We start from the raw sequence: 24,727 nt of genomic DNA, 5'->3' as shown, positions 1-24,727 counted from the left end.
GGTTAATGTTATCAGTATAATTATATTTGTGAACAAAGCGTTATCGTTTCGTTATACAATATTATGCAAAATATTGGATAAATACAAATAATACTTACTATTTTGGATAAAAAAGATAAAATAATAGATAGAGTGATTGTTTTTGCCACTCATTTAGGAGTGAGTTTGCGAAGCTTCAGCCTTTCTATAGGTGCTAGTGCGGGATATTTACACAGATTACAATCAGCAAATAGTAATATTGGAGGAGATTTTATAGAAAAAATTATAGAATTGTATGCAGAACTAAACCCAACTTGGTTAGTGACTGGAGAAGGGGATATGTATAAAGAAGGTTATATTGTAAATGAATCAGGAGTGTTCTATGGCAGAAGAGATTATTTTAAAGCAGCTTTATTGAAGTATCTGGAAGATAAAGAAGTCGTAGAAAAAATAGCAAAGGCTGTCCAAGATGATAAGGATAAAACAGATCAGGATACATAGAATTAAGATTTTATATTGTGTAGAAGGTTTAGAACAAGAGTTTTAAACCTTTTTTTGTTTTTAATGCTGATTATATTAAATTTTGTATCTTTTTAATTTAGAAATAAATTAATAGGACAATGAAGTTATGTGCATTTTCAGTAAGTCTTAGTGTTAAAGATTTATAGGTTTCCTTGCGATTTTACGAAAATTTAGGTTTTACAGTACTACCAGGTGACGTGGAAATGAATTACCTTATTATCAAAAATGATACTGCACTTATTGGTTTATTTCAAGATATGTTTGATATTAATATTTTGACTTTTAATTCTGGTTGGGATGAAAACGCAGATTTAATTACACCTTTTGATGATATAAGGAGTATACAACGGCAGCTTAAAGATAAAGGGGGTTGTTTTAGAGTCTGAAGCTGATGAAAGGTATCTCACGACCTGCAAGTTTTGTAGTTATGGATTCTGATGGAAATCCTTTTTTGATTGATCAACATGTCTAAATTATATTGTTTAATATATCCACTATAGTATAAATAAATGAATCAAAAAGTTACTGACTATTATAATGATATTGCTGATACCTATGATAGTTCCAGATTTAAGAATACCTACGGAGCTTTTATAGATCAACAGGAGCGAAGTATTCTGAATAGATTACTAAAAGGAGTACAGAGTAAAAACATATTAGATATTGGGTGTGGGACTGGAAGATTTCTGGAATTTGCAGATTATGGGGTAGATATAAGTTCAAAAATGATACGTATAGCAAAAGCAAAATATCCTACAAAACAATTATTTAATGAAAGCGCTACGGATACTCATTTTGATGATTGTAGTTTTGATATAATAATTTCATTTCATGTATTTATGCATTTAGATAAGGCTACTATGGGTGGTATTCTTGATGAGGCCTATAGAATATTAAGAAAAGGAGGGAAGCTGCTCTTTGATATTCCATCTAAAAAACGAAGAAATTTTGTGGGCTATAAGACTCAAGGTTGGCATGGAGCAAATCATCTTTCGGTTACTGAGATTAAAGAATTGTGCGATACAAAATGGAATATATTGAACTATTACGGGATTTTATTCCTTCCAATTCACAGGGTTCCTGTAAAACTAAGAAATAAAACTGCTGTATTGGATAATGCTTTATGCACATCATTTTTAAAGGAATATAGCTCTTATTTGCTTTTTGAATTAGAAAAAAGATGAAAAAAAAAATACTATCTAAAGGTCTGCGGTTGCAAATACGTCTTATGATGAGATGGTGTGCTGATTTAATAAAAGGAAATCTTTTTAGGTTTGCATCATCGGGTAGAAAAAGTGATACGTTTGTTCATAAAATAACTATAAAGCAAGAAATCAAAAAAACGGATTCTACAGAAAATAAGATAGAGAATATTCGAATAGCTTCAGAAAAAATTAATAAAATAACTATAAAGCCTGGGCAATTATTTTCTTTTTGGAATATTGTAGGGAAAGCGAGCGCAGCAAATGGTTTTAGAAAAAGCCGAAATATTGTTCAGGGAGTGTTGCAAGAGGATTACGGAGGAGGTCTTTGTCAATTAGCAGGAATTATTTATCATAGTGCATTACTTACTGATTTAGATATTCTGGAGCGATTTAATCATTCACTGGATTTGTATACAGAAGATTCTCGATATACACCGTTAGGCGCTGATGCAGCAGTAGTATATGGGTATAAAGATTTGAGGATTCTGAACACCTATAGTTTTGCAATTTCCTTTGCTTTTGAAATTACCAATGAATCATTAAAGGTATTTTTGTTAAGTCCTGAAAACATTCACAAGAAAGATGTGTATTTTGAACGAGAATCATCAAATTCCAGAATCAAAGTAGTTACAAGAGATGGAAATGAAAAACTATTGGCAGTATCAGAGTATAAAAAACCATAATCCCGATTTTGTTTCTGTTCTCATAAAACGATTGCTCACAATAGAAGAATAAAAGCTAAAAAGGGTGAAATCAGAAAGATTTCACCCTTTTTGCATGTAATTTAACTTGTGTCTATCGACTGATAATTACTCTTTTCATGATCCTTTGAGAACCATTAGAAATGTTCATTAAGTATAATCCTTTTGCTAAAGAAGAAACATTTATTTTGGATTCAAGATCCGTTTTATTTAATGTTTTAGAAAATATTCTTTTACCATCTATACTAAAGAAATTAATTTCATTAAAACTGAGGTTTTGTCTTAGTATAGTAAGTTGATTATTCACAGGGTTAGGATACGTTGTAATTCCAGATTGTGACACTGCATTATATTCTTCAACAGATAATTGATTATTCAATTCTCCATAGAACTCTATTTCTGTTATACTATTCCAGTCAGTACCTCCGGGCTGGCCACCTCCTATGATTTTGATATGAGATGCTGCGGCATTTACAGGATAGCTTTCAAAATCACCTGTTGTATTACTGGAGACATCAGAAATTGAAGTAAACGTGTTTCCATCTGTAGAGACTAAAATTTCATATAGATATGTCTTATTTTCTAGTGTAGCAATATTAATAATATCTAAAAAATAGGTATTTCCTAAGTCGTAAATCACTTCGGCTTCAAGACCAAAACCAGACCATCTGGTATCAAAATTTTTATCTAGTGTATTAACCGCTTCATTACCTGTTTGTTCTGTGTTGGTGAATACTGACACAGGGTTTCCATTAGTTCCGGTATTAATTAGATTTAATCCTGCGGTGGGATCTGCTGCTTCCTGAGTGATAGTTAATGTTCTTGTGATATCACCGCCAGTAACGGTTAATGTCGCTGTTCTGCTTGTAGTATCTGTATTTTCTATGGTTGTTATATCAATAGTGCCATTATTAGTACCTGATGTATTGCTCAGACTTACCCAAGTAGGATTATTATCGATACTGGCACTCCATGCTATATTAGCCGTTACATTGGTTGTCAATGTTCCGCCAATAGCGGCAAAGCTGGATATTCCTGAGAGCGAGATATTATCAGAAGAACCGTTGATGTCATCTGTGTCCAGAAAGGGACATCCTATATCATTACCTATCTGGCTATCTGTGATTGGAGCATAAAATATACTTCCTGTACCTCCGGATACTTCGTGTGCCCCTACATCCATATTTGTATCAGGACGTATCAGTCCCTCAATATCAAAATCAACAGTTGAACTATAGGTGTTTCCGGCGGCATCTGCTGCTGCTCCGGTAGCACTTGGAGTAAAAATTTCTCCATTGGCAGAAAATTCGGCATCTGCCTCGGTAATCCCTGGATCTGTAATTCCAACCGTTGTCCCACCAAAAATATTACCTACATAAGTCATACCCTGACCTGTACCAGATATATCCCCTGTTACAATGTCAGTACTATTCACACTATATACTAAGTTATATGCAATGGTACCCGTAGGATCATAAGAGTTTCTGTCATTGTAGTGAAAAGGATCGTCACTGTTGTAAATAGTATTAAAAGCAATTAATACGTTATCCACATTCTGATAGCCATTACCACTTCCACCAGAAGATTCTCCTCCTCCCACTAAAGTGATTCCATTGTTCCAGATATCACCGTCATTACTCAATCCTTGCATGTAATTATTGATGATTACATGATCTCTATCCGTCACACGAATTCCTCCTGATTTAGCTTTGCCTTCTCCTAAGAAAAAGTTGCCTTCTACTAAGGCACCTGCCCCGTGTCTTAATACAAGAGATCCTCTGCAATTTCGGAAAGTATTGCGTTTAAAAATATTATTAGCACTTTTATTAGTGATGATTTCATTTTCTCCATCTGCTGCCTGAAAATAATTATTTTCTACCAGAACACTTGCGTTCAGTGATTGGAATTCACTAACTCCAATCCTAATAGCTTCGCAGTCGCCGGAATTAGTAGAGAAAGCATCTTTTGGAGTAATATTGTAAAAATAATTATTTTGTATAATGTGTCCTGCAATCGTACTTCCCTGGTATGCTAATTCTACGAGAATGACAGCACCTGCACTTAATTTATTAATAAAAGAGCAGTTTTCTACTACATTATTGGTACCGTGTAATACAATCCATCTACTTTTTTCGGGTTCTATAGTAAAAAGGTTATTAAACGCACAATTTCTAATAATACAATTGGTACCAAAATCGGTGTTTGAGCCATTACGTCGGAACTGTATATGATCACTGGTGCCGTTTCCTTCTTTCCAGTAAAAACCATCTACAATTAGATAGCTGCCAAAAAAGAATAGTTTAGAGGTTCCTGTAAAGATGACTCCACCGGGAGTTTGAGCTTTTAGTATGATTGGATTCGTGGAAGTTCCTGTAGCATTGATAAAATTAATCGTTTGATCCGTGTAGATTCCATCTGTCCAGGTAACTACATCACCTGCAACCAGATTTAAATTATTAAACTCTTCCGCAGAACTTACCGTGTATTCTGCAGCTACTATTGGTGTAATTGTGAGAAGTATGCATCCTAATATGCTAAACTGAATCAGCTTTTTTAATGGGTTTATAATCCCGTTTTTTTTCGATTTCGTTAGAAGGGGATCAATTTTTGTGTGATCACCTCTATTTAGAGATGTGTAAAAATTTTTCATTAAAAAAGTTTTTAAAATTAGTAATTAAAACGACGATGAAACTATGTGCATTTTCGATTCAAAAAAGAAATCCTTTTTTATAGTATCAGATTCAAATTTTGAAAAGTATAAATAAAAGGGCAGAGGTTTTATTAACAGAACTTCTGCCCTGTAGTTTTTTAATTTGATTTAATAACTTTTTGAGATGTTAGGATTTTACCGTAAGAATCTCTTAATTGAACCATATACATACCAGCCTGTAAATTACCAGCAATATTAATTTTGTCTCCTGATTTTAATTGGTGATCTTCAGCTACTATTCTGCCAGCCAGATCAATTATTTTGAGACTTCCTATCTCTTCCAGACTAGAAGAAAAAGTAACTGTCAAATCAGTATTAAATTGCGTTGGAAAAATTTTAATATTGTACGCATTGTCATTTTTATCAGTATTGATAGATTTGTCGATACTGCCGTGCGATTGGTTTAAAGCGTAGAAAGTTGCTTGATCATAATCATTATCAATGTCTGTTGTATTGTTTTGAGAATAAACTCCTGCTTTAAAATACATCCAATCATTTTCATAATCACTACCGTCCATATTAATATATTTTACAACATCATCTTTACCATCCCTCGATATAGTGACCCACTGATCATTCCCTACGACTTCAATTTTATAGGAGAATCGCTCGTTCAATTCAATACCATCAGACGGTTCTGTTATTTCATCATTAAGGCTACCCGAATCGCTTTCATCTTCAATATAATTTCCAATAATATTGTAATATGTTTCGTCTCCGCTAAAATCTTCATGAACAACATATATAGCACCCTTATCATGTTCAGGTAATTTATGATAATATAATCTGTTAGGTTCATTACTACTAGCATGAATTTGACCTACAATAACTCGACCTTTATGATTACTGTTACCATCTGTAGTAACGTGATTCACAGCTAAAGTAGCTGTTAAAACTCCATCAATGCCACCTGCTTCTTCTGGTATCTCATCAGAAGAACTAAAATACCAGTTATTAGCCGGGTTACTAGCACTAGGGCTATCACCAGTAAGCAACTCTCTCAATTCAGTTCTGGTATATGAAGTTCTGGTAGAAGTTTTTGGAGCATCTTTTGGATAATTTATAAAAACCATTCCGCCATCAGGACCTGTAAAAAAATAATCTCTGCCTTCTACGTTCATTAGTTCATATTTATTATTCAATTGTACTACGCTGATATTTGTAGATATTCCATCACCTCTATCTATAGGTACGTTTATATTCCAATTTGATAAATCGAAGTTTTCTGAAGGTGCTAATCTTGGATCTAAATCAGTATTTGAAGAAGTTCCATTTTGACTCACGTTTATTTCTCGTGACAAGCCATCTGCATTGACGGTTACAATAGCTGTCCTACTATTCACAGATGTATTCTCACTAACGCTAATATTAAAAGAACCATTATTAGAACCATTTGTCCTATCAATAGAAACCCAAGAAATATCTTCGGCAACTGTCCAATCAATATTTGACGTTACATTTACCGTCTGTGAACTATCATCAGAATCAAATGTACCTATTGATGATACTGATAATATATCTGTAGTAGGGGTTGAGCCACCAGCACAAATGACCTCAAATTCTCTAATAGAAATCCATGAACCGGTATAATCAGAAGCCCCTGTAACTGTAAGTCTTATATATCGAACATTCTGAGTGTCGAAACTTTTATTTATAACGGTGCTCCCGGAAGCATTATCAGTAGCATCTGTCAATGTTGAAAATCCTGAATCGGCTGATGTGGTAGATCCTTCTACTAAAAATTGATATGCTCTGCTTTCATATGGGTATAGATTGATTTGATCAACAGCATACGATGCACCCAGATCGATAACCGCATACTGTGGGTAATTTTCTGCAGACCACCTATTATCCGTTGTGTTTCCATCTATAAGATTAGCGACACCATTTGTAGAATTTTGTTCAGTACTAAAATCATTAATATCTCCGTTAGTACTTAGAATGGTTCCTTCTGTACACTCCGTAGAAATTGAGGAAGCTCCTTGTTGTGTAATTGCGATGGTTCTAGATATACCTCCACCAGAAACAAGTATAGTGGCTGTTCTTTCAGAAGTAGTTGTATTCTCCAAAGCAGAGATGGATATGGTACCGTTATTAGATCCACTAGCGGGTGAAATTGATATCCAACTAGCTGTATTCGTAGCTTGCCAAGCTACATTAGAAGAAATAATAGCGGTTAGCGTAGTGCCTTTTGAATCAAAATCATTTACAGAGGAAACAGTTAATTCATCAGGCGTGGTCGTATTACCTGCGCATAATACCTCAAACGAATGAATAGAAGACCACGTGCCATCATATCCGGATGCTCCTGTGATAGTTAATTTTACATAGCGTACAGATTGTGAATCAAAGCTTCTGTTAATAACACTTCCACCGTTTGTGTTTTCAGTAGCGTCGATTAACGTTGAGAATCCTGAAGTAGCAGAGTTGGCAGATCCTTCTACTATAAACTGATAGGCTCGATCTTCATATGGAGCCAGATTGATTTCATTTACATCGTATTCTCCACCCAGATCAATAACTGCATACTGAGGAAACCCACTAGCCGACCATCTGTTAGAGGTATTTTCATCCAGTATATTGGTTACCGTATTGGTTGTGTTTTCTTGTGTACTATAATTATCGATTGAAGAAGAAAGAGATAGGTTTGTTCCTTCTGTACAATCTTCTGGATTGGTAATCGTTTGTCCTGTTTGCGTAATATTAATAGTTCTTGATATACCTCCACCAGAAACAGTTACCGTTCCGTTTCTTTCGGAAGTGCTTGTGTTTTCAGTAGTTGTAATAGAAATCGTTCCATCATTAGATCCACTGGTTGGTGTTATTGAAATCCAACTTTGATTATCAGTAACAGTCCAATCTACATTAGAGGTAATAGTGACGGATCTGGATTGACCTTCAGCATTAAAATCACTTACAGAGGAAACAGTTAATTCATCAGGCGTCGTCGTATTACCTGCGCATAATATCTCAAACGAATGAATAGAAGACCAGCTACCATCATATCCGGATGCTCCTGTGATAGTTAATTTTACATAGCGTACAGATTGTGAATCAAAGCTTCTGTTAATAACACTTCCACCGTTTGTGTTTTCAGTAGCGTCGATTAACGTTGAGAATCCTGAAGTAGCAGAGTTGGCAGATCCTTCTACTATAAACTGATAGGCTCGATCTTCATATGGAGCCAGATTGATTTCATTTACATCGTATTCTCCACCCAGATCAATAACTGCATACTGAGGAAACCCACTAGCCGACCATCTGTTAGAGGTATTTTCATCCAGTATATTGGTTACCGTATTGGTTGTGTTTTCTTGTGTACTATAATTATCGATTGAAGAAGAAAGAGATAGGTTTGTTCCTTCTGTACAATCTTCTGGATTGGTAATCGTTTGTCCTGTTTGCGTAATATTAATAGTTCTTGATATACCTCCACCAGAAACAGTTACCGTTCCGTTTCTTTCGGAAGTGCTTGTGTTTTCAGTAGTTGTAATAGAAATCGTTCCATCATTAGATCCACTGGTTGGTGTTATTGAAATCCAACTTTGATTATCAGTAACAGTCCAATCTACATTAGAAGTTATAGATACCGATTTAGATTGTGCTGCTGCAGAAAATTCAGATACAGCGGTTACTGTTAATAAATTTGTGTTAGTTGCTCCACATTCACTGAGGGGTGATGCATAGGCATCAAGAAAACAAGCTCCTACAATATCGCCTACCTGACTATCTGTAATCGGACCATATATGACACTTCCACTTCCTCCCGAAATTTCGTGTGCGCCAACATCCATATTACTTCCAGGTCTTGTACGACCTTCAATATCAAAACCTACCACAGAATTATATGAGCTTCCGGCTGCATTTGCGGCAACGCCAGAACTGCTTGGTTTAAAAATTTCACCACTGGCAGAAAAATTGGCATCTGCTTCTGTAAATCCTGAATCAGAAAGTCCTAAATCAGAACCTCCAAATATGTTTCCTACATATGTCATGCCTTGTCCTGTACCGGAGATATCACCAGAAACTAAGGTTCCGTTAGTACTATACACAAGGTTATAAGCGAATACCCCTGTAGGATCATACGAAGACCTGTCATTATAGAAAAGCGGATCGTCTGCATTATAAATGGTATTAAATGCTACCAATATATCATCAACTCGCTGATATCCGTTTCCTGTACCACCTGAAGCATCTGATCCTCCGACTAGTGTGATTCCGTTATTCCATATATCATCAGCGTTATTTAATCCCTGCATGTAATTATTGATGATTGTATGGTAGCTATCCGTCACACGAATACCTCCTGAACCTTCTTTGTTTTCTCCTAAGAAAAAATTTCCTTCCACCCAAGCATTTGCACCATGTCGTAGAACTAAGGAACCATGGCAATTACGAAATGTATTGTGTTTATAAGTATTATTAGCACTCTTGTTTGTAATAATTTCATTTTCACCATCAGCCTCTTGAAAATAATTGTTTTCTACAAGCACACTAGCGCTTTTGTCTTGATATTCACTAGTACCTACCCGGATAGTTTCGCTATCACCTGCATGGGTTTCTCCATCAGGTCTTGCTACATAATTATAAAAGTAGTTATTTCTTATAATGTGCCCTACCGGATTGAAATCATTATATTCCAGCTCTACTAAAATAAGAGCTCCAGGGCTTCTCTTATTAAAAAAGGAACAGTTTTCGACTATATTATTGGTTCCGTACAAAACAATCCATCGATGCTTATCAGTTCCACTTTCACCTAAATCGTTAAATGCACAATTTCTGATGGTAGAATTATTTGCATAAGAACTTCCATTTCTAAATTGGACATGGTTGTTTGCTCCTTCGCCATCTTTCCAATAAAATCCATCGATAATAACATAATCTGCGGCTATTAGAACGGTAGAAGACCCTCCAAAAATTACGCCTCCTGGAGTTTCAGCTTGTAATATTATTGGATTGGATGCAGTTCCATTACCGTTACTGAAATTTATTTCCTGATCAGAATAATTTCCATTTTCCCAGGTTACTACATCACCAGGAGAGAGACTTAAATCATTGAATTCATCAGCAGAATTGACGGTGTAATCTGTTGCGAAAATTTGCGGAGAAATTAAAAGAGCTGCTATTATTAAGCTGAATGAGATTGTCTTTTTTTTAATCCTTTTTAATAGGAAGGTACATGTGCATGTGTCTGACACATAATTAGCCCCACTTAGAGAAGTGTGAGAGTTTTTCATTTTTTAATTTGTGTTAAGATTAGTTAGTTAAAGCCCTTATCAAATGAATCTTTAGTGTGCGTGAGTTAGATTCTTTTTTCCAGGCATTCATGTTAATTGATTTGTGTAATATTTCGGTTTTTGTGAAAAGTCGTTTTTACTTATATTTCTAATTGAATCGTTTATTTATTTATATAATTATGGGAGATCATTTGCTTGTATTTACTAATTCGGTTTATTAAGTCATTAACATAATTTAACAATAAAATAAGATTTCTACAATAATTTTATAAATTGGTTGACCAATATACATAATTTTTTGTAAAATATTGAATTACTGGCAATCAGAAACCGATTTCTTACGGTTTTACTATTCTTCGATAGTAGTTTTGTTGTTTTACAATTAATCTTTATCCCTGTTTTTAAGGGATCTGGGCATTTGTTAAAATTTGAGGTATTTTTTAAAATTTTATCATTTTGTGATTGAAATATTATTGATCATCTTTTTTGTGAAAATTAAAAATGAAACCATTGTAATTATTTGGTTGACCAATTTAATTTTATCTGGTAAACGTAAAATGATAGTAGAAGTATATACAGGTTTTGTTAAATTATTTTTGGAGGGTGTATCGATTAGTTTTTGGAATATTTCCACAGGTACGGAAAAATTCCTAATTTTACATTTTTAAAGAATTTTAATGATAGATAAATCATACGCAATTATAGATGTCGAAACCACCGGAAATGGGATACATGGTAATCGAATTACGGAGATTTGTATTGTACTTTTAAAAGAAGGTCAAATTATAGATAAGTTTACTTCTTTAGTAAATCCAGAATGCGCTATTCCTTCTTTTATTACGGGACTTACTGGTATCGATGATAATATGGTCAGGGATGCTCCTACCTTCCGAGAAATAGCAAAGCGTGTTTTGGAGATGACCTCTGAGGCTATTTTTGTTGCACATAATGTAAATTTTGATTTCAATGTCATTAAAGGAGAGTTTAAAAAATTAGGGTATTCCTTTGTGCGTAAAAAATTATGTACTGTACGATTATCCAGAAAATTAATTCCGGGATTGAATTCCTATAGTTTAGGTAAACTCTGTTCTGCATTAGGGATTTCGCTGGAAGGCAGGCATAGGGCAGAAGGGGATACGGATGCAACTGTGATATTATTTCAACGAATTTTGAGCTTGGATCCAGATTCAAAAGTGATTAATACTTTTTTAAATATTAGGTCAAAGGAAGCTACATTACCACCTCATCTGAAGTCAGAAAGTTTGGAAGCATTACCTTCTGAGACTGGAATTTATTTATTTAAAGATCAAAAGGGAAAAATAATTTATGCAGGCAAGGCTAAAAATATTAAACAGCGCGTATTAAGTCATTTTTATGATAAGAAAAATAAGGAATTTGCACTCTGTCAGGCAACTCATTCTATAGATCACGAAATTACAGGTAACGAACTGATAGCACTATTACTGGAGTCTGAAAAAATAAAACGGCATTATCCACAATTTAATAAGGCACAAAAAAAACCAATAGCTCCTTATTGTATTATCAGTTATACGAATAGAAAAGGAGTAGTTCAGTTAGCAATAGACAGATCCGATGCTACGAGTCATTCTTTAGAGGTTTTTTATACAAGGGCAGAAGCTGTAGAGAAATTGGAACAGTTATGTATTGAGTATCAGTTATGTCCACGATATTGTAGTTTACAAAGTACTACAGGCAATTGCTCTCACTATAAAATAAAGAATTGTAAAGGAATTTGTGATGGTAAAGAGTCTACGGCTTTATATAATATGAGGGTTCAAAAAGGACTAGCCGCTCTGAAAAATGATCAAAAGAGTTATTTAATCAGAGAACAAGGCAGAACATTGGGAGAAGATAGTTTTATTATGATAGAAGATGGTATTTATAAAGGTTATGGGTTTGTAGATGAAACAGCGCAAATTATCAGACCAGAGGATTGTAAAGTTTTTTTACAATTACAGAGTCATACCTACCATACTACCAAAATCATACAAGGGTACTTAAAAAAGAATGGCGAAAAAAATATAATTCCCTTATAAGAATAATATTTTTTTCACCTGAGTTATACTTCTTTCATTGTAATCTTTAATTAAGCTTCTTCCATATATGCCTCAATAGGTGCGCAGGTACAAATTAGATTTCTGTCTCCATAGGCGTCATTAACTCGTCTTACAGTAGGCCAAAACTTATTTTCTGCGATATAAGACAGTGGATATGCAGCTTGTTCTCTTGTATACGGAAATTCCCAGTGATCTGTCGTTAACATAGCTAATGTATGAGGAGCATTTTTCAGTACATTGTTAAGATTTTCAGCATTTGTTTCAGTAATTTCTTCTCGGATACTAATCATAGCATCACAAAAACGATCTAGTTCTGCTTTACTTTCACTTTCTGTAGGCTCAATCATCATAGTCCCAGCAACAGGAAACGAAACCGTAGGTGCATGAAATCCATAATCCATTAAGCGTTTTGCGATGTCGGTCACTTCGATTCCGTTTGTTTTAAAAGGACGACAATCAATAATCATTTCATGAGCAGCACGCCCACGTTCACCAGAATATAAAGTGTCATAATGGCCCGCTAACCGTTCTTTTATATAATTGGCATTAAGAATGGCGTATTCTGTGGCTTGTTTAATTCCTTTGGTTCCCAGCATGGTAATGTATCCATATGAGATCAGACAGGCTAATGCCGATCCCCATGGAGCAGCAGATATTGCTGTAATTGCTTTATTTCCTCCGGTAGGTATTAACGGATTGCCAGGTAAAAAAGGAGCCAGTTGTTTTGCAACACAAATCGGCCCCACACCGGGACCACCACCACCGTGAGGTATGGCAAATGTTTTGTGCAAGTTAAGGTGACATACATCTGCTCCGATAGCACCTGGATTTGTGAGTCCTACCTGTGCATTCATATTAGCACCGTCCATATAGACCTGACCACCATTTTCATGAATGATTTTAGTGATTTCTTTGATAGCAGATTCATACACTCCATGCGTAGAAGGGTAGGTGACCATTAATGCTGATAGATTGTCTTTATAATGTAATGCTTTTTCTCTAAGATCATCTACATCTATATTTCCTTCTTCTGTAGCCTTAGTTACTACTACCTTCATTCCCGCCATTACCGCAGAGGCCGGATTGGTTCCGTGTGCAGAAGAAGGAATGAGGCAAATATTTCTGTGATGATCATTTCTGGATTCATGATAGGCGCGAATCACCATTAGTCCTGCGAATTCTCCCTGAGCGCCGGAATTAGGTTGTAAAGACGTAGCTGCAAAACCAGTAATCTCTGTTAATTGATCTTCTAATTTTTTAAGAATTTCCTGATATCCTTTTGCTTGTACAGTAGGCACCAGTGGGTGTATGTTGCCCCATTGAGGATCACTTAATGGCAGCATTTCTGAAGCAGCATTTAGCTTCATAGTACAAGAGCCTAACGGAATCATAGAATGATTTAAAGAAAGATCTTTACGCTCCAGTTTCTTGATATAGCGCATTAACTCTGTTTCAGAGTGATAGGTGTTGAATACCTCATTAGTTAAAAAATCGGTATCTCGTTGTATGGTACTTTCTATATTCGCTGACGAAGGAATCTCTTTTATCTCAACAGCTTCTTTATTGGCTGCTTTAGCAAAAATAGCAATGATTGTATTTATATCAGTTACCGAAGTTGCTTCGTTTAATGATATTGATACAGTCTCGTCAGAAGGGTAATAGAAATTTACTTCTTTGGCTTCTGCAATTTCTTTTATTTGATTAGCATCCGCTTGTATTTTAATCGTGTCAAAATATAGCGTATTACATTGTTTAAAACCTAACTTTTCTAAAGTATTGCTTACTATGGTTGCGGCGTTATGTACTTTATTGGCGATATACTGTAAGCCTTTTGGCCCATGATACACCCCATACATTCCAGCCATTACTGCTAGTAATACCTGAGCTGTACATATGTTAGAGGTAGCTTTATCTCTTTTGATATGCTGTTCTCTTGTCTGTAGCGCCATACGTAATGCTCGATTGCCATTAAGATCCTGAGTTACTCCTATGATACGCCCTGGTATATTTCTTTTATACTCCTCTCTGGTAGCAAAATAAGCTGCGTGGGGTCCTCCGTATCCAAGCGGAATACCAAAACGTTGTGTGGTTCCTACGACAACATCTGCATCAAAACTTCCTGGTGATTTCAGAGTTACGAGACTTAGGATGTCTGCAGCAACTGCTACTTTGATTTCTGATTCGTGTGCTTTTTTCACAAATTCAGCATAATCATACACTTGTCCGGATACTCCCGGGTATTGTAAAATTGCACCATAGAATTCGTCAGAGAAATTAAATTTTCTATGATCGTCAACAACTAGTTCTATGTTAAGAGGTATAGCTCGTGTTTTAAGTAATGAGAGTGTTTGTGGTAGTATCTCATCAGAGACGAAAAATTTAGTTGTATTTTGTTTTTTCTGTGTTCTGGAGCGCACAGCAAATAACATGGTCATTGCTTCTGCTGCTGCTGTGCTTTCATCTAATAGGGAGGCGTTTGCCAGTTCCATACCAGTAAGATCACAAATCATGGTTTGATAATTCAATAAGGCTTCTAATCTGCCTTGTGCTATTTCTGCCTGATACGGAGTGTAGGCAGTATACCAACCTGGATTTTCCAGAATATTACGTTGGATTACCGCAGGTAAACACGCTTCGTGGTATCCTATACCAATATATGTTTTAAACACTGAATTTTTAGAAGACATTCTTTGCATATGTGCAGCATATTCCTGTTCTGTCAATGCGGGAGCAAGCTTTAGAGGCTTTTCTAATAAAATATCATCAGGAACTGTTTCATAGATGAGTTGGTCTATGGTGTCAGCTTTAATTGTTTGTAGCATATCATTTACCTCCTTGTCCGAAGGACCTAAATGACGCAGTTTAAATGAGTCAGTTTTCATAGCAAAAAAACAGTTGAGATTTAAAGCGCAAAAATACATATTAAAAACCTAAACATTTCTTAATTAAATCATACTAGCTTATCAAGTTTTTAACCAATTTATAGTGTTATTAACATATAACCTTAAATTAGTGGTGTGAAAACCTTCAAAAAAATATTTGATTTTTATATTAATAGTAGTATCCACGTGGCACAGGCGGTAGCTGCTCTTGTAAAACTTACGTTATTAAAGCTGGATATTACGACAGTACAGGGCGATATTTTTGTAGGTCTTAGTTTCATGGCTACGGTAGTAGGATATAATTTTGTTAAATATGTGAAGGTGGCAAATTTATACCATAGCAGACTCACTCGTTCTATGAAGGTAATTCAGGCTTTTACTGCTATTTGTCTAGTGGTACTTCTGTATCTGGTGTTTCAGCTTACGTGGACCGCTATTTTGTATGCAATTCCATTACTGGTTTTAACAATTATCTATGCGGTTCCTGTGTTTCCTAATAATAAGAATTTACGGAGTATAGCCGGTATTAAAATTTTTATTATTGGTTTAGTATGGACAGGGATTACCGTAATTATTCCTGTTATCTATAGCGAAAAGGAGATTAATTTTGATGTATGTATTGAAATCCTGCAACGATTTATATTTGTGGTGGTATTAATGTTGCCTTTTGAAATTAGAGATTTACAGTATGATGCCAGAGAATTAGGGACAATCCCTCAACGTGTTGGGATTACCAGAACTAAAGTTTTTGGGAGTATTCTGTTATTCATTTTTTTATTATGTACTCCTTTTAAGAATGACCTTTCTTCATTAGAAATTATTGTGTCTATAGTAATTACCATTATCTGTTTATTATTTTTGTGGGGTACAGAGAAAAAGCAATCTGAATATTTTTGCTCCTTTTGGGTAGAAAGTATTCCAATATTATGGTTAGGGATTTGGATATTCTTACAACATTTAATTTGTTGAAAATACAGTTATTACTATGTTTTTTTGATGACTTTATTAGTTTCTAAAAACAAAGATATGTTATTCTGAAAAGCTGTTTTTGGACTTCAATGGCTGCTTATGATTAATGTAAAATTATAAGCACTAATTTTTTAGTTTATTACATAGTAAGTCTTGAAAATTAGGAATAGCACTTATAAGTATGATTTTGGATTGATAGAATTGGATCATACCTGATATTATAATATACAAAGTATTAAAGTAACCGTAAATATCAATACTATATTTAAATTTTACTACATAGTAAAACTCTTATTGCTGTTCTGACATTTTTTCTTTGAGTTGCTTCTTCATATCAGTTTTTATGGCTGCATCCATGCGTATCACTTTTGGATCATTTATCAATCGTGTTAAGGTGTTGTTGTTTTTAGAATACTTTCTACACGCTTTACAATAAATGAGATGTATATTCAGCCTGACCTTTTCCCAAAAAGAAGCCTCCTTGTATTGATTTTTATCGCAAAAATGATTGGCATCTTCACAACTGACAAATATTTTATTTTCCTTACTCATGTTTTTAAAACCAGTTTTTTTTGAGGCATTCTGCCATCGATGTTCTTGCTCGATGTATAATTACCCATAGATTAGACGCAGTAATATCAAATTCATTACAGATGGCTTCTGTATCAAATCCTTGTATAGTTTTCATATCAAAAATACGAGCTTGTTTTTCGGGTAGTTTATCCAGGCAATTATGAATTGCTGTCCCTAATTCTTTATTTTCAATTTCGTTTTCAGCATTCTGATCAAATGGATCTGCAACTCTTTCTTCTAGCCAATCGCCTTCGCTCTCTCCATCATTGACATAATTGACACGAACTTCAGCTTTCCCTTTATTACTATTAATCTTTCTATAATGATCAATAATTTTTCTTTTAAGAATAGAGATTAACCAAGTGCGTTCTGTGGCTTCACCCTTAAAATTTTTCATAGACTTAAGACCTGCAAAGAATGTTTCTTGTACAAGATCTTGTGCAATTTCTTTATCATCAACTCTTACGACAGTGTAATTAAATAGATAGTCACTGTACTTATCTATCCAGGAATTAGGGTCAATTATGTTTGTTGACATAGTTTGTAGGTTCTCTTAATTTTCAAAAATAGGACAAAAAGTTGGATCTTAATTATGGTTTGCACTTTCAAATAACACAAAAAGTGTTAAAATGTTCCATTTTTTATTTGTTTTAATGGGTACCTTCGGTTTTTATTTTTATAAAGTTATTTCTGGAAACTAAAAAATTAGTAAGGTGATTTTTTAAGAATAGACGGTCAAAATAATTGCCAAAAATACCATAAGGTGTTTCATATTCTAAAATATCAATCATATTTGTTCCAGTTTCTGTGCGTTTAAAAATATGTTGATGTTTGAAGCTTTTGAATTTTCCTTCTACCATTTCATCTACAAAAAAGGTTGGGTATTCCAGACTTGTAATTTTACTGGTATGTGTTAAATAAATCCCAAAATGTTTTCCCTTCCAGGTTACTGTTTCGCCAAGATTGATTAATCCGGAAGTCGTCCCTGCAATAGCGATTTCTTTTGTTTTTTTGGCAGAATCCATATGTAGGTCAATATTTCTGGAAGCGTCAAAGACAATGTTTATGGGGGCATTAATGTGTGTAGTAAGATTAATTGTAGTCATTAGTGTTGGATTATTTGTTGTATCGCATTTGTAAGCGTAGGGTATTGAAATTGAAAACCGGATTCTATTAATCTTATTGGAATCACATTTCTACTTTTTAACACTAATTCAGCTTCAGTTTTAATAATACGAGCTCCTATTTTTATTAAGAACGTAGGTAGCGGAATCCCAATAGGTATACGTTGTACCTTTCGTAAGGTTTTCATAAGGATCGCATTTGTAGTTGGTTTTGGAGATACTATATTAATAGCCCCTTCTATATATGTTGTATTAATTATAAATTCAATACTTCTGGCAAAATCAATTTCATGAATCCAACTGAATTTTTGATTTCCATTTCCTTGTTTACCACCAAACCCCAATTTTACTAATGTAAGAATAGGAGGTAAGGCTCCTCCACTGGCACCCAATACTATGGATGTTCTTAGTGCTACTTTTCTTGTATGCGGAGTCTGTTGAGAAAAAAAAGTGTTTTCCCAGCTTGTAGCAACGCTGACAGAAAATCCTGCTCCTATTTCGCCAGAGATCTCGTCCATTTCTTTATCAAGTGAATGTCTGTATATAGTAGCGGTAGAAGAGTTTAACCATACTTTAGGAGGAGTAGTACAGGTGCTGATTGCTTTTCCTAAAACCGCAGTGGATTCTATTCTGGATGAAAGAATCATCGCTTTATTTTTATGATGATATCTACAATCTACAGATCTACCTGTCATATTGATTAACGCATCGGCTCCACATAGTTCTTGAGCCCACAAACCTATAGTTTTAGCATCCCACTGAACATATTTAATATTTTTATGAATGCGGCTTTTTCCACGGGTTAAAATCACAATAGTTTCTACTTTACTCTTCAAATGATCGATCAGGATATTTCCTAAAAAACCGGTGCCTGCTGCTATAATTAGTTTTTTCATAAAATGTTAAATTAAGAAAATGAAAACAATAAAATGGGGATCCAAAGAATTCGATACATCACCCAACTTATGGTTAAATAAAAGGGTAAGTTTAGTTTTTTTACTCTTCTGGCGTGTTCTGTAATCATAAATAATACTATAAAAAGGAAAAATAAAACGTTTGTTTTTATGGATATGATGAAGTATTCATTAACTATTAGTAAGGGTATTAATGCTAAAGAACCTATTAATGAAACGGTGATCATTTGGAATAAATAGGTAGTTATTTTTTTTCTTACAAATATGAATAGAATTGTACCTTGCCAAAGAATTTGACCAGCACACATAAAAACTTCTTTCGTTAAATTTTCGTTAGGAATTAATTCCGGAAGCATGTGCGCATAATAGTATAACGCTATCGATGAGATGATCGTAGCAATCACAATATATGACCATTGATAGATGAGTGTTTTGGTATTCATCAATTTATTTTTCTGCTGTAATTATATAATATCCAAAACTTCTCATATGTAATCCGGACAAAAGAGCAAATAAAGATCCTTTTAGATTTTTCCAACTTTGGGTTTTAAGCGTTTCTTTTTTGAAAAGCTTTTTAATAATAAATCCTGTAATAGCAAAAGGTACGTGTAACACAGAAGGAGCTACCTTAAAAGAAATATCTTCTATTTTTATATTTTTAAAACCAATGTTTTCTAAAGAACTTTTGACTCTGTGGATAGAACCCAGACTTTCAAGACTCCATCCTTTACATAATTGATCATAGCAGTAATAACTACCGGGACACAATTGTTCGGCTTCCTTTTTGAGAAAAGCGTCACCAATTACAAATTTAGATCCTGGTTTCAGGATTCGATATGCTTCTTCTAGTGCTTCTTCACTATGGCCAGAATGACACAGACTTTCTATGGCATAAGCGCCATTCATGCTATTAGAAGTAAATGAGGTATTGCAATAATTTTCCTCCAGGATGAGACCATCCATATGCTGCATCCTTTTATTTCCTTCCTGAACCTGAAAAGGAGATAATGTTACTCCAATTATATGCAGGCGAGGAAATTTTCTCAATCCATATCGCATAGTACCTCCAATACCACATCCCAGATCAGCTAATACCGCATTTTTTTTATCAAACTGCAATCTGTTAAAAATCTGATTATTCATTTCATTGAGCATCGTGTCTCTTTTGAAAAGGTTTGTTCGAAACGGAATGTAGTATCCAAAATGCATATTGAAATCTTTGCTCCAAAACTCATAATCTTCTGTTGCTTCATCATAGAGGTCAATCAAACTCTCTTTATTAGATTTCTGAAGTTTTATCTTTTGTATTACGGTTGCAATGCTCATAATCGTATTGTTATTTTTATAAATAGAAAGAAATTTAATAGAACAACTATGCAGAAGTAGGGTTAGATAGTCCTTGATTACTTATTTTTTGACTTTGTTTGGATTTTTTTCTTCCTCTAAAGAATAGGTAGAGGTTTAGAAATAACATAAACCCTAAATACATAGCAAATCCACCGATTTTAAAACTTAGTATTTCTATTAAGTTCTGATAGCTATTGTTAAAGTTATTTCGGTTTATTCTAAGGATAAGAAGTGCCCATCCCAGGTTTAATAGATAAAAACCAACTTCGAATAAACGATTTGTAGCGATGGCAATATCTTCTTTACCTTTGAAAATGTCAATCATAAATACTTTTCCGTTCTTAAAAAGTGTTTTAGATACAAAATAAGTAAGAAGAATGGCGATAGGTAGATAAATGAGGTATCCAATAAAAATCTTAGAAGTTTCCATAATATTTATATTTAAAGTTATTTAATGTTTTTAATAAATTTTGTGATCCAGAATAAGTTAAAGTAATGTAATACAGCTAGTATGCATATGATCGTGGCTGTACGGTTAGAGATACTCTCAATCATTTGTTCGATAGAATTGATTGTGGACCATCCTGATAATGTGATCACCGCATATCCAATATTGATCAGATAGTATCCTATTAGTAATATGTTATTGATTCGTAGACAAAAATCTTTATCACCGGGAACAAGGTGCATTACAAATGTATTTCCGTGTTGATAGCAGCGTTGCCCCACTTTAATAATGAGCAAAGCTGTTATTGTTAGATACATACAATATGTTATGATGTTGAGGTTCATTTTTAATTGATGTTAAATATCATTCCAATCATTTTAGTTTTATAGTGTTTTAAACTTTCAGTAATTATTGAAACTAATTTTGAAAAATAAAAGGGAATGAACCCTTTTAATGAATCTAACTGTTTAGTTTCTTACTCAGTTGAATCGATTATTTCTTCATTTTCTATATGCTCATTCTGATATTTCATTTTGTCAAGTTTAATTCGTTTGGTATTGTGCAATTTCCATGATACGTATACAAAGTAAGATGCGGTTAACATCGGAGTAACAAAAACAAAAGTTATTAGTTGAGCATCCTTCTTATTAGGGATCCAATCAGCAAATACTAACCCTATAAGTAAAGTACATAGCGTAACGAGTCCCCAATACACCTTCATAAGATTTTTTATGGCAGGATCTAATTTCTTCCATTTTGTTGAAATGATAATTGCAAGTATTAATTGTATGATTCCTAAGAAAAACTGAGCTATCATTCCAGGAATAATCATTACATACAACACCAGATTTATAATAAGAGATACTGTATTTATAATGTGTATTAATTTTGTATTCATTTTATTTTAAAGTTTCAGTAATTATTGAAATAATTTTTAAAAAAAAAGCTTATTCCTTTAGTTTATCCTTAATTTATTAGCTTCATTAAGGTTTTTGTAATCCAGTTAGATTCTTGGTTTACAATTTTGTTCATCATTATATCTGCATTGCTAGCTAAGTCGTACAGAGCTTTAGTTTGTTTAATGAGTTCTTTTGTTTTTTTAGAACCATCATTTTCTATAGCTGAAACTTCTCTTAATGTTTTAATAACTGGTTTTATTTCTCGTCTGCTTCTCTCTTTGGCTACTTGTCTTGCTAATTCCTGAACATCTTTTTCAGAAACAAAATATTCTTTTCGCTCTCCGGGTTTACTTTCTTTAAATACAATACCCCAATCCATTAGCTGACGCAGGTTCATACTAGTGTTTCCTCGTGAGATTTGTAATTCTTCCATAATATCTTCCATTGATAAAGGTTCTGGTGAAACCCATAATAATGCATGGATCTGCGCCATAGCTTTGTTAATTCCCCATAGCGTACCTAGAGATCCCCAGGTTGATATAAATTTTTCTTTAGCTTCTTTGTAATTCATAGATCAAATATACAATAATTTTTAAACTTTCAGTAATTACTGAAAGTTTATTTGGATTAAGAAGTATAATCTTATAGGTTATCCTTCTTAACTTTTTTTGTATACTGAATACTATTTATATAAATTCTTATATAGTAAGCTTTAACATGTGACTCTAATTAAATGAGGCCTGCACGTTTTAATAAAGCCTCTGGTTTAGGTTCTTGTCCTCGGAACCGTTTATATAAAGTCATTGGATTTTCTGTTCCTCCTTTAGATAATACGTGATCCTTAAATTTTGCCGCTACTTCTGTATTAAATATACCCTGTTCTTTAAAATATTCAAAAGCATCTGCATCTAATACCTCTGCCCACTTATAAGAATAATATCCAGCAGAATAACCACCCTGAAAAATATGCGAAAAAGCGGTACTCATGCAGGTAGATGCTACATCAGGATATAATGAAGTGCCGGCAAAAGCTTCTTTTTCGTATAGTTTTACATCTTTAATGCCACTAGGATCTTTTTCATGCCACGCTATGTCCAGTAATCCAAAACTTAATTGGCGTAACGTCGCCATACCTTCCATAAAGGTAGCGGATTCCTTAATTTTTTCAATAAGCTCTATTGGAATAATCTCGCCAGTTTCATAGTGTTTTGCAAACAATGCCAATGCTTCTTTCTCATAACACCAATTCTCTAAAATTTGGCTTGGCAGCTCTACAAAATCCCAATACACACTTGTTCCTGATAACCCGGGATATGTAGTGTTTGCAAGCATACCGTGCAATGCATGACCAAATTCATGAAATAATGTTGTCACTTCATTAAAGGTTAATAAAGAAGGTTTGCTAGGTGTAGGTTTGGTAAAATTACAAACTATAGAAACATGGGGTCTGATGTTTTTTCCGTCTTTTCTCATCTGGGATTTGTATGAAGTCATCCATGCGCCATTTCTTTTGCCAGCTCTTGGGTGAAAGTCCGCGTAGAAAAAAGAGATAAATGTACCATCCTGATCAGTGACTTCATAGGTTTTTACTTCCTCGTGATATGTGTCAATTTTATCCGTTTCTAAAAATCTAAGTCCAAATAGGGCAGAAGCCACTTCAAAAACCCCTGAGATTACATTTTCCAGCTTAAAATATGGTTTTAGTTTTTCATCATCCAGATTAAATAACTTTTGTTTTAGCTTTTCAGAATAATAAGATCCGTCCCATTTTTGAAGTTGATCAATACCATCCAGTTCTTTGGCAAAATTTTCTAGTTGTTTAAATTCTCTTTCGGCCGCAGGTTTGGCTTTTTTAAGAATCGTTGTTAGAAAATCAACGACCTTCTCAGGTGTTTGTGCCATACGCTCTTCCAGTACATAATGCGCATGAGACGTGTATCCCAAAAGTTGTGCACGCTTGTATCTCAATGTAGCGATTTTAAGAACAATATCCTGATTGTCTTGCTCATTTGCATTGAAACCCCTGGCTCCAAAAGCTAATGACAGTTTTTTACGTAATTCTCTATTATCAGCATAGGTCATAAAAGGAATATAACTAGGATAATCCAATGTGATTAACCATCCTTCTTTTTCTTTGCTTTCGGCTAACGCTTTTGCAGCTTCTATAGCTCCGTCAGGCAGACCCGAAAGATCAGCTATGTCTGTTAGTAGCATTTCAAACGCATTCGTTTCTGTTAAAATATTTTCACCAAAAGTGAGACTTAACTTTGCTAATTCCTTATCAATTTCTCTAAGCTGTTCTTTTTTATCATCAGGAAGATTGGCTCCATTTCTGGAAAATGATTTGTATCGCTTATCTAATAATGTAGACTGCTCTGGTGTGAGCGATAATATATCTTTCTGCGTATAAACTTCTTCTATTTTCTTAAAAAGTGCCGTGTTTAGAGAGATATCATTACTAAATTCTGAAAGTAAGGGAGACGCCTCTTGTGCAATTTTTTGAATTTGGTCATTGGTTTCTGCACTATTTAAGTTAAAAAATATGCTGGTAACTCTATCTAATAATTCTCCACTATATTCTAATTTTTCTATAGTGTTATCAAATGTAGGAGTTTCCGTATTAGTAACTATTGCATCGATTTCTTTCTTTGCAATTGCTATTGCGTTTTTGATTGCTGGTAAAAAATGCTCTGATTGGATTTTGGAGAAGGGAGCAAGGTCAAAGGATTGTAATAATGGATTATTCATTAGGATATTAAAAATTTTATGTTTTCCAGATCTTTTGTTTAATAATTATATTCTTTTAAAAAAAGGTTCAATAAGATCACATTGTAAGATCCTTATTGATAGTCTTAATAGACTTATTCTGGTTACTTATTTAACTAAATTGGATTAAGAATTGTTGCTATGTGATGTGAAACAATCATGAATCATTTGAATAGACCAAATATATCGAAAGAGACACAATTATTGTAGCTCTTTTTGGTTTTTATGCAATTAGTAATATGCTATACTTCATGCCTTTCTTTAGATTTATGAAATCTTTTGTAAAAAGACAGGGAGGTGTTAATATTTTATGAAAATTTCGAAGTAAAGTTATCCTAAGCAATCATTTAATTTTTTGAATTATTTGGATTTT

The 24,727-nt window shown here is 34.0% G+C and carries 20 protein-coding genes; 6 read left to right on the top strand and 14 right to left on the bottom strand.

What is annotated here, in order from left to right; all coding sequences use genetic code 11:
• Positions 1 to 102 precede the first annotated feature (102 nt).
• The 4 genes from ABD816_RS06390 to ABD816_RS06375 all read left to right on the top strand — a co-directional run bounded on the left by ABD816_RS06390 (position 103) and on the right by ABD816_RS06375 (position 2,389).
• A complete protein-coding gene (locus tag ABD816_RS06390; protein WP_344925703.1) occupies positions 103 to 480 on the top strand; it encodes a hypothetical protein in 378 nt (125 codons plus the stop codon).
• 173 nt (positions 481 to 653) lie between these two features.
• Positions 654 to 887 carry a hypothetical protein gene (locus ABD816_RS06385; RefSeq protein WP_344925702.1) on the top strand — a complete coding sequence of 78 codons (234 nt, stop codon included), beginning with the start codon at positions 654 to 656 and terminating at the stop codon, positions 885 to 887.
• 123 nt (positions 888 to 1,010) lie between these two features.
• On the top strand, positions 1,011 to 1,685 hold the full coding sequence (locus ABD816_RS06380) for a class I SAM-dependent DNA methyltransferase (protein WP_344925700.1): 675 nt from the start codon (positions 1,011 to 1,013) through the stop codon (positions 1,683 to 1,685).
• Complete coding sequence (locus tag ABD816_RS06375) at positions 1,682 to 2,389, top strand: VanW family protein (protein WP_344925699.1); 708 nt, start codon at positions 1,682 to 1,684, stop codon at positions 2,387 to 2,389. The genes ABD816_RS06380 and ABD816_RS06375 overlap by 4 nt, the downstream gene beginning before the upstream one ends.
• Before the next feature lie 112 nt (positions 2,390 to 2,501).
• Here ABD816_RS06375 and ABD816_RS06370 read toward each other — a convergent pair whose 3' ends face one another.
• Together ABD816_RS06370 and ABD816_RS06365 are read right to left on the bottom strand one after the other, a co-directional pair.
• Positions 2,502 to 5,057 carry a chondroitinase-B domain-containing protein gene (locus ABD816_RS06370; protein ID WP_344925698.1) on the bottom strand — a complete coding sequence of 852 codons (2,556 nt, stop codon included), beginning with the start codon at positions 5,055 to 5,057 and terminating at the stop codon, positions 2,502 to 2,504.
• Positions 5,058 to 5,215: 158 nt separating this feature from the next.
• The gene (locus tag ABD816_RS06365) at positions 5,216 to 10,354 is read right to left on the bottom strand and encodes a chondroitinase-B domain-containing protein (RefSeq protein WP_344925696.1); all 5,139 of its coding nucleotides are present in this window, start codon (positions 10,352 to 10,354) and stop codon (positions 5,216 to 5,218) included.
• 677 nt (positions 10,355 to 11,031) lie between these two features.
• Between ABD816_RS06365 and ABD816_RS06360 the strand changes: the two genes are divergently transcribed.
• Positions 11,032 to 12,411 carry an exonuclease domain-containing protein gene (locus ABD816_RS06360; RefSeq protein WP_344925694.1) on the top strand — a complete coding sequence of 460 codons (1,380 nt, stop codon included), beginning with the start codon at positions 11,032 to 11,034 and terminating at the stop codon, positions 12,409 to 12,411.
• 50 nt (positions 12,412 to 12,461) lie between these two features.
• Here ABD816_RS06360 and gcvP read toward each other — a convergent pair whose 3' ends face one another.
• The gene (gene gcvP, locus ABD816_RS06355) at positions 12,462 to 15,314 is read right to left on the bottom strand and encodes an aminomethyl-transferring glycine dehydrogenase (protein WP_344925692.1); all 2,853 of its coding nucleotides are present in this window, start codon (positions 15,312 to 15,314) and stop codon (positions 12,462 to 12,464) included.
• 135 nt (positions 15,315 to 15,449) lie between these two features.
• On the opposite strand from gcvP, the gene ABD816_RS06350 reads away from it, so the two are divergent.
• Positions 15,450 to 16,283 carry a UbiA prenyltransferase family protein gene (locus tag ABD816_RS06350; protein ID WP_344925691.1) on the top strand — a complete coding sequence of 278 codons (834 nt, stop codon included), beginning with the start codon at positions 15,450 to 15,452 and terminating at the stop codon, positions 16,281 to 16,283.
• Between the two features lie 291 nt (positions 16,284 to 16,574).
• On the opposite strand, the gene ABD816_RS06345 is transcribed toward ABD816_RS06350, so the two are convergent.
• The 11 genes from ABD816_RS06345 to ABD816_RS06295 all read right to left on the bottom strand — a co-directional run bounded on the left by ABD816_RS06345 (position 16,575) and on the right by ABD816_RS06295 (position 24,336).
• The gene (locus tag ABD816_RS06345) at positions 16,575 to 16,835 is read right to left on the bottom strand and encodes a hypothetical protein (RefSeq protein WP_344925690.1); all 261 of its coding nucleotides are present in this window, start codon (positions 16,833 to 16,835) and stop codon (positions 16,575 to 16,577) included.
• A 4-nt stretch (positions 16,836 to 16,839) separates the two neighbouring features.
• Positions 16,840 to 17,394 (bottom strand): sigma-70 family RNA polymerase sigma factor, encoded by a 555-nt coding sequence (locus ABD816_RS06340; protein ID WP_344925688.1) that lies wholly within the window; start codon positions 17,392 to 17,394, stop codon positions 16,840 to 16,842.
• Positions 17,395 to 17,506: 112 nt separating this feature from the next.
• Positions 17,507 to 17,962 carry an SRPBCC family protein gene (locus ABD816_RS06335; protein WP_344925687.1) on the bottom strand — a complete coding sequence of 152 codons (456 nt, stop codon included), beginning with the start codon at positions 17,960 to 17,962 and terminating at the stop codon, positions 17,507 to 17,509.
• Positions 17,962 to 18,876 (bottom strand): TIGR01777 family oxidoreductase, encoded by a 915-nt coding sequence (locus tag ABD816_RS06330; protein WP_344925686.1) that lies wholly within the window; start codon positions 18,874 to 18,876, stop codon positions 17,962 to 17,964. Before ABD816_RS06330 ends, ABD816_RS06335 begins: the two co-directional genes overlap by 1 nt.
• 11 nt (positions 18,877 to 18,887) lie before the next feature.
• Positions 18,888 to 19,337 (bottom strand): hypothetical protein, encoded by a 450-nt coding sequence (locus tag ABD816_RS06325; RefSeq protein ID WP_344925684.1) that lies wholly within the window; start codon positions 19,335 to 19,337, stop codon positions 18,888 to 18,890.
• A 4-nt stretch (positions 19,338 to 19,341) separates the two neighbouring features.
• On the bottom strand, positions 19,342 to 20,220 hold the full coding sequence (locus ABD816_RS06320) for a methyltransferase domain-containing protein (protein ID WP_344925682.1): 879 nt from the start codon (positions 20,218 to 20,220) through the stop codon (positions 19,342 to 19,344).
• 46 nt (positions 20,221 to 20,266) lie between these two features.
• Complete coding sequence (locus ABD816_RS06315) at positions 20,267 to 20,671, bottom strand: hypothetical protein (RefSeq protein WP_344925680.1); 405 nt, start codon at positions 20,669 to 20,671, stop codon at positions 20,267 to 20,269.
• A 17-nt stretch (positions 20,672 to 20,688) separates the two neighbouring features.
• Positions 20,689 to 21,006 (bottom strand): hypothetical protein, encoded by a 318-nt coding sequence (locus ABD816_RS06310; protein ID WP_344925679.1) that lies wholly within the window; start codon positions 21,004 to 21,006, stop codon positions 20,689 to 20,691.
• A 158-nt stretch (positions 21,007 to 21,164) separates the two neighbouring features.
• The gene (locus tag ABD816_RS06305; protein WP_344925677.1) at positions 21,165 to 21,587 is read right to left on the bottom strand and encodes a hypothetical protein; all 423 of its coding nucleotides are present in this window, start codon (positions 21,585 to 21,587) and stop codon (positions 21,165 to 21,167) included.
• Between the two features lie 68 nt (positions 21,588 to 21,655).
• Complete coding sequence (locus tag ABD816_RS06300) at positions 21,656 to 22,159, bottom strand: GbsR/MarR family transcriptional regulator (RefSeq protein ID WP_344925675.1); 504 nt, start codon at positions 22,157 to 22,159, stop codon at positions 21,656 to 21,658.
• 158 nt (positions 22,160 to 22,317) lie between these two features.
• A complete protein-coding gene (locus tag ABD816_RS06295; RefSeq protein ID WP_344925673.1) occupies positions 22,318 to 24,336 on the bottom strand; it encodes a M3 family metallopeptidase in 2,019 nt (672 codons plus the stop codon).
• Positions 24,337 to 24,727 lie beyond the last annotated feature (391 nt).

Origin of the sequence: Aquimarina addita (genome assembly GCF_039539305.1) — a bacterium.
Classification (GTDB): domain Bacteria; phylum Bacteroidota; class Bacteroidia; order Flavobacteriales; family Flavobacteriaceae; genus Aquimarina; species Aquimarina addita.
The sequence above is the reverse complement of the archived record's forward strand: the minus strand, read 5'-3'. Positions and strand labels throughout refer to the sequence as shown.

Bases quoted from the DNA above. Each gene is read 5' to 3' on its own strand.
- ABD816_RS06380 (WP_344925700.1), top strand. From the start codon at position 1,011: ATGAATCAAAAAGTTACTGACTATTATAATGATATTGCTGATACCTAT.
- ABD816_RS06375 (WP_344925699.1), top strand. From the start codon at position 1,682: ATGAAAAAAAAAATACTATCTAAAGGTCTGCGGTTGCAAATACGTCTT.
- ABD816_RS06370 (WP_344925698.1), bottom strand. From the start codon at position 5,057: ATGAAAAATTTTTACACATCTCTAAATAGAGGTGATCACACAAAAATT.
- ABD816_RS06365 (WP_344925696.1), bottom strand. From the start codon at position 10,354: ATGAAAAACTCTCACACTTCTCTAAGTGGGGCTAATTATGTGTCAGAC.
- ABD816_RS06360 (WP_344925694.1), top strand. From the start codon at position 11,032: ATGATAGATAAATCATACGCAATTATAGATGTCGAAACCACCGGAAAT.
- gcvP (WP_344925692.1), bottom strand. From the start codon at position 15,314: ATGAAAACTGACTCATTTAAACTGCGTCATTTAGGTCCTTCGGACAAG.
- ABD816_RS06345 (WP_344925690.1), bottom strand. From the start codon at position 16,835: ATGAGTAAGGAAAATAAAATATTTGTCAGTTGTGAAGATGCCAATCAT.
- ABD816_RS06340 (WP_344925688.1), bottom strand. From the start codon at position 17,394: ATGTCAACAAACATAATTGACCCTAATTCCTGGATAGATAAGTACAGT.
- ABD816_RS06335 (WP_344925687.1), bottom strand. From the start codon at position 17,962: ATGACTACAATTAATCTTACTACACACATTAATGCCCCCATAAACATT.
- ABD816_RS06330 (WP_344925686.1), bottom strand. From the start codon at position 18,876: ATGAAAAAACTAATTATAGCAGCAGGCACCGGTTTTTTAGGAAATATC.
- ABD816_RS06325 (WP_344925684.1), bottom strand. From the start codon at position 19,337: ATGAATACCAAAACACTCATCTATCAATGGTCATATATTGTGATTGCT.
- ABD816_RS06320 (WP_344925682.1), bottom strand. From the start codon at position 20,220: ATGAGCATTGCAACCGTAATACAAAAGATAAAACTTCAGAAATCTAAT.
- ABD816_RS06315 (WP_344925680.1), bottom strand. From the start codon at position 20,671: ATGGAAACTTCTAAGATTTTTATTGGATACCTCATTTATCTACCTATC.
- ABD816_RS06310 (WP_344925679.1), bottom strand. From the start codon at position 21,006: ATGTATCTAACAATAACAGCTTTGCTCATTATTAAAGTGGGGCAACGC.
- ABD816_RS06305 (WP_344925677.1), bottom strand. From the start codon at position 21,587: ATGAATACAAAATTAATACACATTATAAATACAGTATCTCTTATTATA.
- ABD816_RS06300 (WP_344925675.1), bottom strand. From the start codon at position 22,159: ATGAATTACAAAGAAGCTAAAGAAAAATTTATATCAACCTGGGGATCT.
- ABD816_RS06295 (WP_344925673.1), bottom strand. From the start codon at position 24,336: ATGAATAATCCATTATTACAATCCTTTGACCTTGCTCCCTTCTCCAAA.